The 15962-nt window shown below is 71.7% G+C and carries 10 protein-coding genes, 3 tRNA genes and 1 pseudogene; 6 read left to right on the top strand and 8 right to left on the bottom strand.

Annotation, left to right across the window (positions count from 1 at the left end; translation table 11 throughout):
* Window positions 1–193: 193 nt before the first annotated feature.
* Together ACZ5GP_RS03040 and ACZ5GP_RS03035 are read left to right on the top strand one after the other, a co-directional pair.
* Window positions 194–394: pseudogene (locus ACZ5GP_RS03040) on the top strand (helix-turn-helix transcriptional regulator); the annotation flags it as partial.
* A gap of 547 nt (window positions 395–941) precedes the next feature.
* Window positions 942–1133: a hypothetical protein gene (locus ACZ5GP_RS03035; protein ID WP_468749108.1), complete on the top strand. Its 192-nt coding sequence runs from the start codon at window positions 942–944 to the stop codon at window positions 1131–1133.
* A gap of 921 nt (window positions 1134–2054) precedes the next feature.
* Here ACZ5GP_RS03035 and ACZ5GP_RS03030 read toward each other — a convergent pair.
* The 3 genes from ACZ5GP_RS03030 to ACZ5GP_RS03020 form a co-directional block, all read right to left on the bottom strand.
* Window positions 2055–2131: transfer RNA gene (locus ACZ5GP_RS03030), tRNA-Ile, on the bottom strand.
* A 186-nt stretch (window positions 2132–2317) separates the two neighbouring features.
* Window positions 2318–2390, bottom strand: a tRNA-Asn gene (locus ACZ5GP_RS03025).
* Window positions 2391–2395: 5 nt separating this feature from the next.
* A tRNA-Asn gene (locus ACZ5GP_RS03020) sits at window positions 2396–2468 on the bottom strand.
* Between the two features lie 184 nt (window positions 2469–2652).
* Here ACZ5GP_RS03020 and ACZ5GP_RS03015 point away from each other — a divergent pair.
* The 4 genes from ACZ5GP_RS03015 (at window position 2653) to ACZ5GP_RS03000 (ending at window position 8327) form a co-directional block, all read left to right on the top strand.
* Window positions 2653–2955: a YtxH domain-containing protein gene (locus tag ACZ5GP_RS03015; protein ID WP_468749107.1), complete on the top strand. Its 303-nt coding sequence runs from the start codon at window positions 2653–2655 to the stop codon at window positions 2953–2955.
* Window positions 2956–3030: 75 nt separating this feature from the next.
* Window positions 3031–4458, top strand: coding sequence for a xylulokinase (locus ACZ5GP_RS03010; protein WP_468749106.1), 1428 nt, complete (start codon window positions 3031–3033; stop codon window positions 4456–4458).
* Between the two features lie 162 nt (window positions 4459–4620).
* Complete coding sequence (locus tag ACZ5GP_RS03005; RefSeq protein ID WP_468749105.1) at window positions 4621–6354, top strand: ABC transporter ATP-binding protein; 1734 nt, start codon at window positions 4621–4623, stop codon at window positions 6352–6354.
* Entirely contained in the window at window positions 6354–8327 is a 1974-nt protein-coding gene (locus tag ACZ5GP_RS03000) for an ABC transporter ATP-binding protein (protein WP_468749104.1), read from the top strand. Before ACZ5GP_RS03005 ends, ACZ5GP_RS03000 begins: the two co-directional genes overlap by 1 nt.
* A 107-nt stretch (window positions 8328–8434) precedes the next feature.
* Here the strand turns inward: ACZ5GP_RS03000 and ACZ5GP_RS02995 are convergent, their stop codons facing one another.
* From ACZ5GP_RS02995 to ACZ5GP_RS02975, 5 genes are all read right to left on the bottom strand, one after another.
* On the bottom strand, window positions 8435–9823 hold the full coding sequence (locus tag ACZ5GP_RS02995) for an RNA polymerase sigma factor (protein WP_468749103.1): 1389 nt from the start codon (window positions 9821–9823) through the stop codon (window positions 8435–8437).
* 119 nt (window positions 9824–9942) lie between these two features.
* A complete protein-coding gene (dnaG, locus tag ACZ5GP_RS02990; protein ID WP_468749102.1) occupies window positions 9943–11841 on the bottom strand; it encodes a DNA primase in 1899 nt (632 codons plus the stop codon).
* Between the two features lie 55 nt (window positions 11842–11896).
* Complete coding sequence (locus ACZ5GP_RS02985) at window positions 11897–13159, bottom strand: NAD(P)/FAD-dependent oxidoreductase (RefSeq protein ID WP_468749101.1); 1263 nt, start codon at window positions 13157–13159, stop codon at window positions 11897–11899.
* A gap of 166 nt (window positions 13160–13325) precedes the next feature.
* Complete coding sequence (locus tag ACZ5GP_RS02980; RefSeq protein ID WP_468749100.1) at window positions 13326–14666, bottom strand: deoxyguanosinetriphosphate triphosphohydrolase; 1341 nt, start codon at window positions 14664–14666, stop codon at window positions 13326–13328.
* Between the two features lie 68 nt (window positions 14667–14734).
* The gene (locus ACZ5GP_RS02975) at window positions 14735–15556 is read right to left on the bottom strand and encodes a sirohydrochlorin chelatase (protein WP_468749099.1); all 822 of its coding nucleotides are present in this window, start codon (window positions 15554–15556) and stop codon (window positions 14735–14737) included.
* Between the last annotated feature and the right edge of the window lie 406 nt (window positions 15557–15962).

The raw sequence follows: 15962 nt of genomic DNA, 5'->3' as shown, positions 1-15962 counted from the left end.
GGGGGGTGGCCTCGTGCCCGGGCGAATCGTTCACCGACCACAGCCCTCACACGAAACTGGCCCCGCCCATACCCTGACGGTGCCGAGCTGTTCAGAGAGGGGCGAGACGGTGCCATCTGATGCGACCCCGGACCCGTACGCCGACCCATTGCGCTTCGGCCAACGGGTGCAAATTCTCCGCGAGCGGCGCGGGATGACGCGCGCTCAGCTCGCCGACTTCATCGGAGTCTCACCCCACACGCTGCGGAAGATCGAGAACGGCCGGCAGCACTCGCCGGGTCTCGACATGGTGATGCGCATCGCCGAGGCACTCCGAGTAAGGGACCTCGCCGAGCTGACAGGGCATCCCGACAGGCACGTAGACCTCTTCATCGGCCCCGGCCACCCTCGCCTCCTCTTGTCCGCCTGAAATGAGGTGACCGGACCCCGGTCATCAGTGGGGACGCACCCCTCCTACCGTCGTCATCAGACCTGATCGACGCTGACGACGGCAGGGCCCGGATAGTGGATACGCGGATACGCAAACGATGAACGCCCTCTCGGACTGGTTGGCACACTCCCAGCAGGCTCCCGAGCAGGCCGGGCGCGAATGGGCCGATACCGGCGTGGCGCTGCTTCCGCTCGACCGGCGCTTCGAGGCGGTCCGCATCCCCGAGCGCCTCGTGCTCACGGCGATGTGCACAACCGACCCGCAACAGATCACCGTCTTGCTCGGCCGCGCCCTCAACGGCCCCGTCATCCACGACAACCGAGCCATGGGCGGCATGTACTACGCCCTCACACGGCCCCGCGCCGGGCGCGCGTGGGCACACCAGGCCATCGCCCCATGCCTGGGGACAGGAATGGGTGGTGCCGCCTCGGTTCGCGGGCGACCTGTGCGAGCCCGAAACCGTCGAGGCCCTGATCGGCTTCGCGCTCAGCATCACCCAGGAGACAGAGCAGTGACCCCGCGGGCCAGGATCCCGGAGCTGGGCCCGGTGGAGATCCGCCAAGCGGTCGTCCTGCACACCTACGACTGTCCCACGTGCAAGGCCATGGACCGCATCTGCTCCAAGGGCCACAGGCTGCACCGAACCCTGGAAGCCACCCGAAAGCCACCCAGCGAGCAGCGGGTCAACGGAGGCCCGGGATGAGCGAGGGCGTCCGGTACTGCTGGCGCTGCGACACACCCATCACCGCGATCTGGCTGCACATCGAGTGCCCGCGGCTGCCCGCCTTCGTGACCCGCATCCCGCGATCGACCCCCGCCGCCCGCCCCGCCGGAAGGGCGGGCGGTGGGAAGGGGCGGCCCGCCCACCAAGACCCCGTGCGGCGGGCCGCTCGATCTCCGTACGCACCGCACCCCAGGAAGGCCTCATGCCGAACCACCACTCCTCACAAGATGGCCCTGCGGTGCCCTCCCCGGTCCCCGTCCCGTGCGGCCCCTGCCTGCACCAGCTCATCACCACCGACATGGCCGCCCCGCACCCCTGCGCCGAGGGCACCTCCCTCGGCCTCGACAACGGGCTCCTCTACCCCATCCCAAAGGGACCCTGCCCTTGCCGGTACCGGCGGCAGGAGGAAAGCCCGGCGCTGCTGACAGGACGGGCAACCGCACTCCGCGTCCTCCGCCGCAAGACCCCGTAGACGGTGCTGGCCGTCACACGAGACCGCGCAGCGGGACACCGAGCGCATGGGCAATGCGGAGCGAGAGGGTGGCGTCCTGGCCCGCTTCGACGCGCTGGACCGTCCACCGGCTCGGACCGGACGCGATCCAGGTGTCGTCCTGGGTTCAGCTCCTGCCGGAGGCGCTCCGCGCGGATGGCAGCAGCACCGACGGCCCGACAGGGGAACCCGGCAAGGGAAGGGGCGGCTGTTCTGAGGTCTCCCAGGACAGCTGCCCGCAACGAGAAGGCCCCGACCAGGTACCTGCCCGGTCGGGGCCTTCTCTTGGTCCTCGGGCTTTCGGGCGAGCAGGGAGCGAGCCGGCGATCACCGGTGTGTCACTACCCAGCACGCGCCCCGCTCTGGCGCACAGTTGACGCAGGTCGAATCGTTCCTGCGCAACGGCGCCTTGGTGGGGCGGGTGGGACTCGAACCCACGGCCGACGGATTATGAGTCCGCTGCTCTAACCGGCTGAGCTACCGCCCCTAACGGCGCGTCGCGCACATTTGTGCGCGCCGTCTGCCGCAGCATAGCCGCTCATACGATCTCCTGCTTCGGATGGTCGGCTTCGCTCGACCATGAGGACAGCGGGGCCGCCCGCGCGGTTCCACCAGGGGGGCAAACGGTACGAAAAAGGACCCCGGAGGTGGTCTCCGGGGTCCTTCCGTACAGCTCTCCCGACTGGACTCGAACCAGTAACCTGCCGGTTAACAGCCGGCTGCTCTGCCAATTGAGCTACAGGAGACCGAGCTCCCCCGACTGGACTCGAACCAGTAACCTGCCGGTTAACAGCCGGCTGCTCTGCCAATTGAGCTACAGGGGATCGTCTCGTTTTGCATCGAACGCATCCACCTGGGAACTCTCCGGGCGGCGGGCGCTCGCTGCGACACATACATTAGCGCAAGCAGGGGGGTGCTCCGCCAATCGGTGTCCCTCAGCTGATTCGGGATACGAGTGACAGGCGAGCGACAGACGCGCGACGCGGACGCAAGGGAAGGGTGACAGCCATGCGGTACCGGCTCACATTCGTGGCAGGACTGGCTCTCGGGTACGTGCTCGGGACCCGGGCCGGACGCGAGCGTTACGAGAAGTTGAAGAAGTCGGCCAGGGAGATCGCGCAGAACCCGGCCGTGCGCAACACCGTCGAGTCGGCGGGACAGCAGGGACGCGAGGTGGCGGGCAAGGCCTTCCACACCGTCTCCGAGAAGATGGGCGACCGGATGCCCGACTCGGTCTCCGAGCGGGTGCGGTCGCTGCGCGAGCGCGGCCAGGGCTCCGGGCAGGACGACTGGGGCACCAGCACCACCTAGCGGCGGCGGGCCCCCGCGATCACGGACGGCGAACACAGGTACGGACCGGTCCGGCGGTGCGGCAGAATTCCCGGCATGGGGATAGTCGCAGGGTTGGACAGTTCGCCCGATTTCACGCGCATCGTGGTCTGTGACGCGGACACGGGCGCCGTGCTCAAGCAGGGGTACGCCCCGCATCCGGTGGAGAGTGCCGAGGGGGGCGGCCGCCCGGCCGACGTGGATCCACAGGCCTGGCTGCTCTCCCTCGGCGAAGCCGCGAGCGGCGGGCTGCTCGACGGCGTACAGGCGATCGGCGTGTCCGCCCAGCAGAACGCGCTGGTGCCGCTCGACAACCACGGCAACACCGTGCGGCCCGCGCTCGTCGGCAACGACCGGCGGGCGCAGGTCGCCGCCGTCGACCTGATCGACGCCCTCGGCGGCCGCGAGGCCTGGGCGCAGGCCGTGGGGTGCGTGCCGCAGTCCGCGCAGCCCGTGACGAAGCTGCGCTGGCTGGCCAGGACCGAACCGGAGGCGGCACGGCACGTCACCGCTCTCATGCAGGCCCCCGACTGGCTCGTGTGGCAGCTCCTGGGCCGTCCCGCCCGGCGCACGACCGACCGCGGCGGGGCCTCCGGCACCGGCTACTGGTCGGCGGCGACCGGCGCGTACCGCCCGGACCTGGTCGAACTGGCCCTCGGGCACCAGGCGGTGCTGCCCGAGGTGATCGGGCCCGCCGAGCCGGCTGGGACCACCCCCGAGGGGCTGCTGATCTCCGCCGGGACCGGCGAGACGATGGCGGCCGCCTTCGGGCTCGGCGTGCAGCAGGGCGACGCCGTGGTCTCCCTCGGGGCGTCGGGTTCGGTGATGGCGGTGCACCACGAGGCGCTGGTCGACGCGGGCGGAATGATCACGTCGCTCGCCGACGCCACGGGCATGCACCTTCCGGTGGTCCACACGATGAACGCCGTACGGGTGCTGCGCGGCACCGCCGAGATGCTGGGCGTCACGGACCTGGAGGAGCTGTCCGCGCTCGCCGTGAAGTCGACGCCGGGCGCCCACGGCCTCGTACTCCTGCCGTATCTGGAGGGCGAGAAGACGCCCAATCTGCCGCATGCCGCGGGCACGCTGACCGGGCTGCGGCGCGAGTCGATGAAGCCCGAGCATCTGGCGCGGGCCGCGTTCGAGGGCATGTTGTGCGGGCTCGGGGACGCGCTCGACGTGCTGCGGGCGCGCGGGGTCGAGGTGCGGCGGGTGTTCCTGCTGGGCGCCGCCGCCGAGCTGCCCGCCGTGCAGGCGGCGGCCCCCATGCTCTTCGGTACGCAGGTCGTCGTGCCGCAGCCCGCCGACTACGCCGCGATCGGCGCCGCGCGCCAGGCCGCGTGGGCGCTGACCGGTCAACTGCCGTACTGGCAGGGGGCCGCCGCGCAGGTCTTCGAACCCGGTGAGGAGCTGGCGGTGGGCCAGGCGGTGCGGCAGCAGTACGCGACGGTGCGGGAGCAGACGCACCCCGGGGCGTTCTCCTGAGGGTGGAGTGAGTGCTTCCGGTTTTCTTGAGCGAGGCTAGTTCTGTACTGGGGAAGATTTTTGACCCGGTCATGGGTTAATCGGTTGCCGCCCGGGGGGTCGGGTGTCGCAGGATAGGGGACGACCTCGCCTGCCGACACCCGACTCCTCGAGAGACCGAGCGTGCTCATAAGACTCCTGCGGACGTATCTGCGTCCGTACAAGAAACCCATCGCCCTGCTGGTGCTCCTGCAGTTCCTGCAGACCTGCGCCTCGCTCTATCTGCCCACCCTGAACGCCGACATCATCGACGAGGGCGTCGTCCGGGGGGACACCGGCCACATCCTCACCTACGGCGGCATCATGATCGCCGTCACCGTCGTGCAGATGGCCTGCAACATCGGTGCCGTCTTCTACGGCGCGCGCACCGCCTCCGCCCTCGGGCGCGACGTCCGGGCCGCCGTCTTCGACCGCGTGCAGTCCTTCTCCGCGCGCGAACTCGGGCAGTTCGGCGCGCCCTCCCTCATCACGCGCACCACCAACGACGTCCAGCAGGTCCAGACGCTGGCCCTGATGTCGTTCACGCTGATGGTGACCGCGCCCATCATGTGCGTCGGCGGCATCGTGATGGCGCTCGGCCTGGACGTGCCGCTCTCCGGTGTCCTGGTCGCCGTCGTGCCCGTCCTCGCCGTCAGCGTGAGCCTGATCGTGCGGCGGCTGCGGCCGCTGTTCCGCAGCATGCAGGTACGGCTCGACACGGTGAACCGGGTGCTGCGCGAGCAGATCACCGGCAACCGCGTCATCCGTGCCTTCGTCCGTGACACGTACGAGAAGGAGCGCTTCCGCAAGGCCAACGCCGATCTGACCGCCGTCTCGCTCGGCAGCGGCAAGCTGCTCGCGCTGATGTTCCCGATCGTGATGACCGTCGTGAACATCTCCTCCGTCGCGGTGGTGTGGTTCGGCGCGCACCGCATCGACGACGGCGGCATGGAGATCGGCGCGCTCACCGCGTTCCTCGCCTATCTGATGCAGATCGTCATGTCCGTGATGATGGCCACCTTCATGTTCATGATGGTGCCGCGCGCGGAGGTCTGCGCCGAGCGCATCGAGGAGGTCCTGGACACCGACAGCAGCGTGGTGCCGCCGGCCGACCCGGTCCGCGCGCTGCGCAGCCACGGACACCTGGAGATCCGGGGTGCGGGATTCCGCTACCCCGGCGCCGAGGAGCCCGTCCTCAAGGGCATCGACCTGATCGCCCGGCCCGGCGAGACGACCGCCGTGATCGGGTCGACCGGCAGCGGCAAATCGACGCTGCTGAGCCTCGTACCGCGACTGATCGACACGACGGAGGGGCAGGTCCTGGTCGGCGGCGTGGACGTGAGCACCGTCGAGCCCGCGCTGCTGGCCAAGACGGTGAGCCTCGTCCCACAGAAGCCGTACCTCTTCGCCGGCACGGTCGCCACCAACCTGCGGTACGGCAACCCCGACGCGACGGACGAGGAGCTGTGGCACGCCCTTGAGGTCGCCCAGGCCAAGGAGTTCGTCGCGGGCCTGGACGAGGGGCTCGACGCGCCCATCTCGCAGGGCGGCACCAACGTCTCCGGTGGCCAGCGCCAGCGCCTGTCCATCGCGCGCAGCCTCGTGCAGCGCCCGGAGATCTACCTCTTCGACGACTCGTTCTCCGCGCTCGACTACGCCACCGACGCGGCCCTGCGCCGCGCCCTGTCCCGTGAGACCGCCGGGGCGACCGTCGTCATCGTCGCCCAGCGCGTCTCCACCATCCGCGACGCCGACCGCATCGTGGTCCTGGACGAGGGCCGGGTCGTGGGCACCGGCAGCCACGGCGAGCTGATGGAGAGCAATGAGACCTACCGGGAGATCGTGCTCTCCCAGCTGACGGAAGCGGAGGCCGCGTAATGCCCCCTGGCCTGGGTGGCCCCATGATGGGCCCCGACTCCCGGTCGATGGACTTCAAGGGTTCCGGCAAGCGGCTGCTCGCGCAGTTCAAGCCGGAGCGCTCCACGATGTACGGGATGATCGCGGCCGGGATCCTGAGCGTCGCGCTCTCCGTCCTCGGCCCGAAGATCCTCGGCAAGGCGACCGACCTGCTCTTCGCGGGCATCGTCGGCCGTGACCTGCCCGGCGACCTGACGAAGGAACAGGTCATCGAGCGCATGCGCGACAAGGGCGACGGCGGCATGGCCGACATGCTGACCGGCGTCGACTTCACGCCCGGCGAGGGCATCGACTTCGGCGCGATGGGCGAGGTCCTGCTGCTCGCGCTCGGCACGTTCCTCGCGGCGGGCCTGCTGATGGCGGTGTCCACCCGGCTCTCGAACCGCGCCATCAACAGGACCGTCTTCCGGATGCGGGGCGACGTACAGGAGAAGCTGTCGCGGCTGCCGCTGTCGTACTTCGACAAGCGGCAGCGCGGCGAGGTGCTCAGCCGCGCCACCAACGACCTGGACAACATCAACCAGACGCTCCAGCAGACCATGGGCCAGCTCATCAACTCGGCCCTGACGATCGTCGGCGTGCTGGTGATGATGCTCTGGGTGTCACCGCTGCTGGCGCTGGTGGCGCTGGTCACCGTGCCGCTGTCGTTCCTCGTGGCGAAGAAGGTCGGCAAGCGGTCGCAGCCGCAGTTCGTGCAGCAGTGGAAGACCACCGGCCAACTGAACGCGCACATCGAGGAGATGTACACCGGGCACGCCCTGGTGAAGGTGTTCGGCCGGCAGGAGGAGTCGGCGAAGGCGTTCGCCGAGCAGAACGAGCGGCTGTACGAGGCCGGGTTCAAGGCGCAGTTCAACAGCGGCGTCATGCAACCGCTGATGTTCTTCATCTCCAACCTCAACTACGTGCTCGTGGCCGTCGTCGGCGGCCTCCGTGTCGCCTCCGGCTCGCTGACCATCGGTGACGTGCAGGCCTTCATCCAGTACTCGCGGCAGTTCTCGATGCCGCTCACCCAGGTCGCCTCCATGGCGAACCTCGTGCAGTCGGGCGTCGCCTCCGCCGAGCGGATCTTCGAGATCCTCGACGCCGAGGAGCAGGGCGCCGACCCCGTGCCCGGCGAGCGGCCCGAGAGGCTGCGCGGGCGCGTCGCGATGGAGCACGTCTCCTTCCGCTACGCCAAGGACAAGCCGCTCATCGAGGACCTGTCCCTGGTCGTGGACCCGGGGCACACGGTCGCCATCGTGGGGCCGACCGGCGCGGGCAAGACGACGCTGGTGAACCTGCTCATGCGGTTCTACGAGGTGACAGGCGGGCGCATTACCCTGGACGGGGTGGACATCGCCAAGATGTCGCGGGACGAGCTGCGGACCGGGATCGGCATGGTCCTCCAGGACACCTGGCTGTTCGGCGGGACCATCGCGGAGAACATCGCGTACGGCGCCGAATCAACAGGGGCGGCGCGCAGCGCCTCGGACAAGGGCGGCGGCGGGAGACGGGTGGGCGTCACGCGCGAGGAGGTCGAGGAGGCGGCGCGCGCCGCCCACGCGGACCGCTTCGTGCGCACGCTCCCCGACGGGTACGACACGGTGATCGACGACGACGGCACGGGGGTGAGCGCGGGCGAGAAGCAGCTCATCACCATCGCGCGGGCGTTCCTGTCCGACCCGGTGATCCTGGTGCTCGACGAGGCGACGAGCTCGGTGGACACCCGGACCGAGGTGCTCATCCAGAAGGCGATGGCCCGCCTCGCGCACGGGCGCACTTCCTTCGTGATCGCGCACCGGCTCTCCACGATTCGCGACGCCGACACGATTCTGGTCATGGAGGACGGGGCGATCGTGGAGCAGGGGACGCACGACGCGTTGCTGGCGGCGGACGGGGCGTACGCGCGGTTGTACGCGGCGCAGTTCGCGGAGGCCGTCGCCGAGGTCGACTAAGGGCGCTGTCGGGGTGTCGGGGTGTCGGGGTGTCGGGGTGTCGGGGTTCTGCGGGTGCCGGTCTCGTGTGGCTGAGCGCGCAGTTCCCCGCGCCCCTTCGGGGCGCTTCAGTCGAGGTAGCCCCGCAGCTGGTCGGCGAAGGCGTGGTCCCTCAGCTTGTTGAGGGTCTTGGATTCGATCTGGCGGATGCGTTCGCGGGTCACCCCGAAGATGCGGCCTATCTCCTCCAGCGTGCGCGGGCGGCCGTCCGCCAGGCCGTAGCGCAGCTGGACGACCTTGCGTTCGCGCTCGCCGAGCGTGGAGAGCACCGCTTCCAGGTGCTCGCGCAGCAGCAGGAACGCGGCGGACTCCACGGGCGAGGCCGCGTCGCCGTCCTCGATGAGGTCGCCGAGCGCGACGTCGTCCTCCTCGCCGACCGGGGCGTGCAGCGAGACCGGCTCCTGCGCGAGCCGCAGCACCTCGCTGACCCGCTCGGGGAGCAGGTCGAGCTGGGCGGCCACTTCCTCGGGCGTGGGCTCGTACCCGCGCTCCTGGAGCATGCGGCGCTGGACGCGCACGACGCGGTTGATCAGCTCCACGACGTGCACGGGCACGCGGATGGTGCGGGCCTGGTCGGCGAGGGCCCGGGACATGGCCTGCCGGATCCACCAGGTCGCGTACGTGGAGAACTTGTAGCCCCGGGCGTAGTCGAACTTCTCGACCGCCCTGATCAGGCCGAGGTTCCCCTCCTGGACGAGGTCGAGCATGGTGAGCCCGCGGCCCACGTAGCGCTTGGCGACGGAGACGACCAGGCGCAGGTTCGCCTCGATCAGCCGGCGCTTGGCCATCCGGCCCCTGACCACCAGCTTGTCGAGGTCCAGGGCGAGCTGGGAGTCCAGGTCGGGGGTGCTGCCCAGCTTCTCCTCGGCGAACAGGCCTGCCTCCACGCCGCGGGCCAGCTCCACCTCCTCCGCCGCGGTGAGCAGGGGAATCCGGCCGATCTCGCGCAGGTACTGGCGGAACAGGTCGGAGGACGGGCCGCCGGTGTCGGGGCGGCCGCGGGGCGCGGGCAGGTCGAGGGTCTCCGGTTCGAGGGCCGGCGGCGGCTCGGCGGCTTCGGCGCTTTCGACGACGTCGGGGACTTCGGTGACGTCGGTGACGTCGGTGACGTCGGTGACGTCGGTGACTTCGGGAGCCTCGGTGGTGTCCACGACCTCCGCGGCCTCGGGGGCCGCCTCCTGCCCGGTCGCTGTCGACTCCGGGTGCCGGGGGGCGCGGCCCTGCTGCGGGACCGCCTCCAGGACGTCCGCGTCCGCCGGCGTACGCGCGGCGGTGTCGGTCTGGGTGAGGGTCTGGGTCTGCACGGGGGCGACCTCCAGGGTGATCGCTGCTGAGGCGTGCGGCAACGGGAGAGGGACCACGGCCTCGCCGCTGTCCGTCCCGGACACGATGAGTGGAACGGCGGGGGTGTCGGGCCCGCTGTCTGCGGGCCGGCCGCGCTCCGAGGACTCAGGCACCGGAACCCAGTGTGGGGTACGACACACGGCCGCCACGAGGGGCGTGCGGTGACTTTTTGCGTCCGTTCCGTGACCGCGTGGTGACCCGACGGGTAACCCTTGGCCTCAAGGCCACGCCTCTAGAGCGCGTCGGCTCCGCGGTCGCGCAACGCCTGGCCGTACTGCTGGAGGACCCACAACTCGTTCTGCACCGCGATCAGTTGCTGAGGGTCACCGCCCGCGCCCAGCCGGGCGAGGCTGCCCTGGACGTCGCGGATGCGGCGGTCGACGGCGCGCAGCCGGACCTGGACGAGCTGCATGCCCGCGTACACCTCGTCGACGGTCTTGCGCAGGATCGCCTCGACGGCCAGCTCGGTGACCATGCGGCGCACCGTGTCGTCGGGCGCCGCGTCGAGCACGCGCGCGAGGTAGGCCTGCGGCTCGGCGATACCCGCCTCGGCGCCGCCCGCCTCCTCGATGCACTGGCGCACGGCGGCGTAGGGCGGGGCGGTGAACTCGTCCATCCCGTACGCGTCGAAGGCCGGGGAGACCAACTGGGGGTACTGGAGAGCCAGTTTGAGCAGCTCGCGCTCGGTGCGGTGGGCGGGGCTGCGCAGGGTCAGCGCGGGACCGCCGGAGGGGGCCGGCCCTTGCGCGTACGTCTGCTGGGGCCTGCTCTGCGGCTGCGCGGGGCCCCTGCCGCCCCGGTCGCGGGCCCAACGGGCCAGCTGCGCGACGCGCTTGACCACGAACTGCGTGTCCAGGATGCCGAGCATGCCGGCGAGCTGGACGGCCACCTCGTGCTGCGCGCCGCTGTTCTTGATGCGGGCCACGACGGGGGCCGCCTCGTCCAGGGCGGCGGCCCGGCCGGCGGGGGTCTCCAGGTCGTACCGCGAGACGATCTGGCGCAGCGCGAACTCGAAGAGCGGCGTGCGGGGCCGGACGAGGTCGGCGACCGCCTCGTCGCCCTTGGCCAGCCGCAGCTCGCAGGGGTCCATGCCGTCGGGGGCGATGGCGATGTACGTCTCGGCGGCGAACTTCTGGTCGTCCTCGAAGGCGCGCAGGGCGGCCTTCTGGCCCGCCGCGTCGCCGTCGAAGGTGAAGATCACCCGCGCCGAGCCGTTGTCCATCAGGAGGCGGCGCAGGATCTTGATGTGGTCGCCGCCGAAGGCCGTGCCGCAGGTCGCGATGGCGGTGGTGACACCGGCGAGGTGGCAGGCCATGACGTCCGTGTACCCCTCCACGACGACGGCGTGGGAGGTCTTGGCGATCTCTTTCTTGGCCAGGTCGACGCCGTAGAGCACCTGGCCCTTCTTGTAGATCGGGGTCTCGGGGGTGTTGAGGTACTTCGGGCCGTTGTCGTCGTCGCGCAGCTTGCGGGCGCCGAAGCCGACGACCTCGCCGCCGATGTCGCGGATGGGCCACATCAGGCGGCCGCGGAAGCGGTCGATGGGGCCGCGGCGGCCCTCCTGGGAGAGGCCGGAGAGGGTCAGCTCCTTGTCGGTGAAGCCCTTGCCGCGCAGGAAGCGGGTGAGGTGGTCCCAGCCGGCGGGGCTGTAGCCCACGCCGAAGTGCGCGGCGGCGGCCTGGTCGAAGCCGCGCTCGGCGAGGAACTTGCGGCCGATCTCGGCCTCGGGGCTCTCCAGCTGGTCCACATAGAACTGGGCGGCGATCTTGTGGGCCTCGACCAGGCGGATGCGCTCACCGCGCTGGTGGCTGGGGTTGTACCCGCCCTCCTCGTAGCGCAGCGTGATGCCCGCCTTGGCGGCGAGGCGCTCGACCGTCTCGGAGAACGTGAGGTGGTCGATCTTCATCACGAAGGCGATCGTGTCGCCGCCTTCCTGGCAGCCGAAGCAGTGGAAGAGACCCTTGCTCGGGCTGACCTGGAAGGACGGGGACTTCTCGTCGTGGAAGGGGCACAGGCCCTTGAGGTTCCCGCCCCCGGCGCTGCGCAGCTGGAGGTAGTCGGAGACCACGGCGTCGATCGGGACCGCGTCCCGAACCGCCTTCACGTCCTCGTCATTGATCCTGCCTGCCACGTACGAATACTACGGCTCGCCCGTGGCACTCCCGGCCGGACCGTCGCCCGGGCGCTCACGTCAGCAGCGACTCCAGGGGGACGGACGGGTCCGCGAGGCGGTCGATGTCGGGCCGGGCGCCGGTGCGGATCAGCTGCTGCACGGTCTCCGTGACGTCCCACACATTCACGTTCATCCCGGCAAGGACGCGGCCCTCGCTCAGCCAGAACGCGATGAACTCCCGCTTGCCCACATCGCCGCGCGCCACCACCTGGTCGTACGTGCCCGGGGGCGCCCAGCCCGAGTACTCCAGGCCCACGTCGTACTGGTCGGAGAAGAAGTAGGGCACGCGGTCGTGGCGGACGTCCTGGCCGAGCATGGCGCGGGCCGCGGCCGGGCCGCCGTTCAGGGCGTTCGCCCAGTGTTCGACGCGCAGCCTGGTGTCGAAGAGGGGGTGGTGCGGGACGGCCACGTCGCCCGCCGCGTAGATGTCCGGGTCACAGGTGCGCAAGGAGGCGTCGACCGCGATGCCGCCGCCGTGCGCGTGCTCCGCGAGGTCCAGGCCCGCGGCCTCGGCGAGCGCGGTGCGCGGGGCCGCGCCGATCGCCGCCAGCACGTCGTGCGCCGGGTGCTCCTCGCCGTCGTCGGTGTGGACGGCGAGGACCATGCCGTCCTGGCCGACGATCTCGGTGAGGGAGGCGCCGAAGTGGAAGCGCACCCCGTGCTCGGCGTGCAGGTCGGTGAAGACCTGCCCGAACTCGGGGCCGAGGACGGCGTGCAGCGGCGTCGGCTCGCGCTCGACGACGGTGACCTCCGCGCCGTACTCCCTGGCGGCGGCCGCGATCTCCAGGCCGATCCAGCCCGCTCCGGCGATCACCAGGTGTCCGTTGTCCCTGCCGAGGGCCGTCAGGACCTGCCGCAGGCGGTCGGCGTGGGCCAGGCGGCGCAGGTGGTGGACGCCCGCGAGGTCCGTGCCGGGGATGTCGAGGCGGCGGGGCTCGGCGCCGGTGGCGAGCAGCAGCTTGTCGTAGTGGACGGCCGTGCCGTCGCCCAGGCGCACGCTCTTGGCCTCGCGGTCGATGGCGACGACGGGCTGGCCGAGGTGCAGCTCCACGTCCGCCTGCGCGTACCACCCCGGTTCGTGGACGAAGACGCTGTCGCGCTCCTCCTTGCCCAGGAGGTAGCCCTTGGACAGGGGCGGGCGCTCGTAGGGGTGGTCACGCTCGTCGCCGACGAGGATCACCCGGCCGGTGAAGCCCTCCGAACGGAGGGTCTCGGCCGCCTTGGCGCCGGCCAGACCTCCTCCCACAATGACGAACGTCTGATGCGCGTCGACCACTTGATGCCTCCTTGCCGGGGGTACCGGGGGTGTCCCCCGGAAGAACACGGCCTTGCCGCCACAGCGAGCGTCCCGCACGGAGCGTGATGGGGGAAGGGGGCGTGGCCCCAAGAGGCCACTTTTCGTCACGCCCCGTGGTCACTCCATGGTCACTTGCCCGTTTTCCCTAGTGTCTCGCCGTCAATCGCGTGTGCAGGGCGCGGGCCGCCGCGTCCGTGAGTGACGCGATCTGATCGACCACGACGCGCTGGGCGGCCCGGTCGTCGGGCGCCGCGTCGTACAGGGCGCGGAACTGCGGGTCGAGCCCGTCGGGCGCGCGGGTGGTGAGCGCCTGGGCCAGCTCGGCCACCACGACGCGCTGGTCCGCGCGGAGCCGCTCCTGTGCGGGGCGCTGCATCACGTAGCGGTCGGCGACGGCCTTGAGCACCGCGCACTCGTGGCGGGCCTCGCGGGGCACGACGAGTTCGGCGGCGTACCGCGTGAGGGGGCCCGGGCCGAACCGCACGCGCGTGGCGCTCTCCGCGGCCAGGCAGAAGCGGCCGATGAGCTGGCTGGTGGCGTCCTTCAACCGGGCCTGCGCTATGGCCGATCCGTCGTACCCGTGCGGCCACCACTCCTGGTCGAGGAGGCGGTCCAGGGCCTGGTCCAGCTCTTCGGGGTCGGTGTCCTTCGGCACGTAGCGCCCGAGGGCCACGGCGTAGATGTCCTGCCGCTCGGGCTCGGCGTGCAGCACGTTCGGGTCGATGTGCCCGGCGTGCAGGCCGTCCTCGAAGTCGTGGACGGAGTACGCGACGTCGTCCGACCAGTCCATCACCTGGGCCTCGAAGCAGACGCGCCGGCCCGGGGCCTCCTTGCGGACCCAGTCGAAGGCCGGCCGGTCGTCCTCGTAGACCCCGAACTTCGAGGACTGCGGGTCGGTGGGGTGCCCGCCGCGCGGCCAGGGGTACTTGGTGGCGGCGTCCAGGGCGGCGCGGGTGAGGTTGAGTCCTACGCTGACCAGGTCGCCGGTGGCGTCGGAGGGGACGAAGCGCTTGGGCTCGATGCGGGTGAGCAGGCGCAGCGACTGGGCGTTTCCCTCGAAGCCGCCGCAGTCCGCCGCCACCTCGTTCAGCGCCTGCTCGCCGTTGTGGCCGAAGGGCGGGTGGCCCAGGTCGTGCGAGAGGCAGGCGGTCTCGACCAGGTCGGGGTCGCAGCCGAGGGCGGCGCCCAGCTCGCGGCCCACCTGGGCGCACTCCAGGGAGTGCGTCAGCCGGGTGCGGGCGCTGGCGTCCCAGGCCTGGCTCCGCGTGCCGGGCGTGACGACCTGCGTCTTGCCTGCGAGCCGGCGCAGCGCGGCGGAGTGCAGCACGCGCGCGCGGTCGCGCTGGAAGGCCGTGCGCCCCGGCCTCTTGTCGGGCTCGGCGGCCCACCGCTCGACGGCGGCTTCGTCGTAGGTGTCGTAGGCCTCGTGGCGCGCGTGCGGTGCTGTGCCGTTCGATGCTGTGCCGTTCGGTGCTGTGCCTTCCATGCACCGACAGTAGACGCAAGCACTGACAAAGGGGACCTGGCCTCCGGCCAACCGGACCTGGCCCCTCGTCAGGCCGCGGTCAGGCGGCGCGGTCCGGCCACCGAGGGGGCGGCGGCGCGGGCCTGGTCGTAACGGTGCAGGACGAGGCGGGCGAGCGCCGGGTGGGCGCCGATGGGGGCGGCGGTGACCCACGGGGCGGCGGCCGCGCTCTGGGTGGCGAAGCGGCCCGGGGCGGTGAAGTACGCGGCGACGGCGGTCCGGGTGCGGCCCTCGGCGGCCAGGGCCGCCAGCGCCGCGGAGACGGTCCGGGGGCAGGCCGCGGTGGGCGCCGCGTAGGCGGGGACCACGGGGACGCCCAGGCGGTCGGCGAGCAGGGCGGCGGCGGTTGCGGTGTCGGCGGCCGAGTCCGGGTCGCGTGACCCGGCGGCGGCGAGGACCACGGCGTGCCGACGGCGCTCTGTGGCGCTCAGCGGCCGGGCGGGCCAGCCCGCCTGGACGAGGCGGGAGTGCAGGGCCTCGGCGAGCAGCGGGTGCGGGCCGAGCGGCGCGGCCACCCGGGTGCGGAGGTGGGGTGCGTCGGCGGCGGCCGCCGGGATGTCGCGCTTGACGTGCTGGCCACGGCTCAGGAGCAGCGGTACGAGCACGGCCTCGCCGCCGCGCTGGGCGGCGAGGGTGTCGGTGAGCAGCGGCTCGTTCAGCTCGATGTGCCCGAGCCGCACGGCGAGGCCGGGCCGCTGCTCGCGGACCCGTTCGGCGAGGGCCGTGACGGTGGCGAGGGCGCGGGGGTCGCGACTGCCGTGGCCGACGAGGACGAGCGTCGGGAGCGGGGCGGGGCGGCGCCTGCCGTGGGGCGGGGCGAGGCCGGGAGGGCGAGGGTGCGACGGCGTCATGGACCGAGGATGTCCGGAGCAGATTGCGGGGGCGTTGCGTGGCCGTGACGGCTGTTTGCGGCGGGCTCACCGAGGGGGGTGGGGCGCGGTCAGGGTGATCTCGGGGCGGGGGCGGGGCCTTGGGGCGGGGGCGGGGCCTTGGGGCGGGGGCGGGGCCTTGGGGTGGGGGCAGGCGCTGGTCCCGGGGCCGGGTCTCGGGGCGGGGTCAGGCGCTGACCCCGGGGCGGGGCCTCGCGGCGGGGTCCCGGGGCCGGTTCGGGGTGATTTCGGGGTCGGCTCCGGGGTGCGGTCAGGCGCTGGTCCCGGGACGCGGTCAAGCGCTGGCTCGGGGCCGAGGTCTCGGGGCCCGGTCATGCGTCGGTCCCGGGCGGGGTCCAGGGAGCGGGGTCTCGGGGCCAGGTCTCGG

The organism is Streptomyces sp. NPDC031466 (genome assembly GCF_055581265.1).
This window is presented reverse-complemented; position numbering and strand designations above follow the sequence as displayed.